We start from the raw sequence: 1192 nt of genomic DNA, 5'->3' as shown, positions 1-1192 counted from the left end.
CCAGAAAAACCAACCACTTCAGCTTCCATGTGACCAGACATGGTTTCAACCAAACATAGACTGCCGATCGGCGCACGACAGCCCGTTGCTTCTAAGGTCAAACCAACAACGCGCACCAATTTGCCAGAAGCGACCGGGCGCGTGGTTAAGCCTTCGACTTTGTAGTTTTTGAGACGATCGGCCAAAGCTTGCATGGATTACTCACCCTCTTGGTGACGGTTCGCGCCACAAAAGCTGTGCAGCACACTCTTGATGCGCTCTTCCATGCGGTAGTTAATGCTCGATTCGCCTGCTTCGATTTGCACATCGCCACGACTAAGTGATGGTTCAGAAACCAGTGTCCAGTTGCGACAATCTAAGTCTTCTTCACCATACGCAGAGCGAATGATGGCAACATGTTCAGGGTTGAGATGCAATGTGATTGGATGGCCAGAAATCGGCAGAGCTTCTACCGACTGCTTAACCGTATCGAGAATAATTTGTGGATTGGTTTGAACCTCGACATGCACCACTTCTTTGACTAAGCACAGCACCATGTCCACCAGTTGCTTCTCTACTTGAGCATTCATCAACTCCAAAGGTTGAGCAAACTGGTTGGCGAGATTCATAAACACTTCAACCTGCTGTTGAATAAACTCTTGGCCAGCAGAAACGCCTTCTGCTTTACCCAGCTCTAAGCCCTCAGCATGGCCTGCTTGCAAGCCTTCTTCTTTGCCTTTGTCGTACCCTTGCTTAAAGCCAGCTTCTTGACCTTGGTACAAACCTTCTTGATAAGCGCCTTGCTTGATCAGTTCGATCTGTTCTTCTGTCAGTTCAAGAGCTTGCTCTTCTTCTGGCTCGTCAAAGTTTGGCACCCAGCTAGGATCGTAGTTAAACGCAGTCTGTTTGGCTTTTTTTTCCTTTGAATCGCCATAGTCGGGCAAACCCCAACGTTGCGGTTCGATCAGCGCATCATCTTCATCAGGACGGATAAATCCACGTTTTCTATCGCCAGCCATGGGTTACCTACTGTGTTTTAGATTTGAAGTGAAGGTGCCCCGCAACAAGAAGGTCGCAGGGCTATAGAGATTATAAGAACTCGTCTGCGCCGCCAGAAAGCATGATTTCGCCAGCGTCGGCCATACGACGAGCAATCGCCAGGATTTCTTTCTGCGCCGCTTCTACGTCTGCCACACGCACTGGATGCATCGCT

General features: G+C 49.3%; 2 protein-coding genes and 1 pseudogene. All 3 read right to left on the bottom strand.

The genetic code is table 11. The features are described 5' to 3' along the window. A pseudogene (fliI, locus tag R7O12_RS25870) lies at positions 1-194 on the bottom strand (flagellum-specific ATP synthase FliI); the annotation flags it as partial. A 3-nt stretch (positions 195-197) separates the two neighbouring features. Next, entirely contained in the window at positions 198-998 is an 801-nt protein-coding gene (gene fliH / locus R7O12_RS25865) for a flagellar assembly protein FliH (RefSeq protein ID WP_318126914.1), read from the bottom strand. Positions 999-1068: 70 nt separating this feature from the next. Next, on the bottom strand, positions 1069-1192 hold a 124-nt coding region (locus R7O12_RS25860), incomplete at its 5' end, for a FliG C-terminal domain-containing protein (RefSeq protein WP_318126915.1).

The organism is Vibrio sp. Vb1574 (assembly GCF_033338675.1).
Note: the sequence above shows the minus strand (reverse complement) of the source record. Positions and strands in the feature narration are given on the sequence as shown.

Coding starts and splice junctions, on each gene's coding strand:
- fliH (WP_318126914.1), bottom strand. CDS start 998: ATGGCTGGCGATAGAAAACGTGGATTTATCCGTCCTGATGAAGATGAT.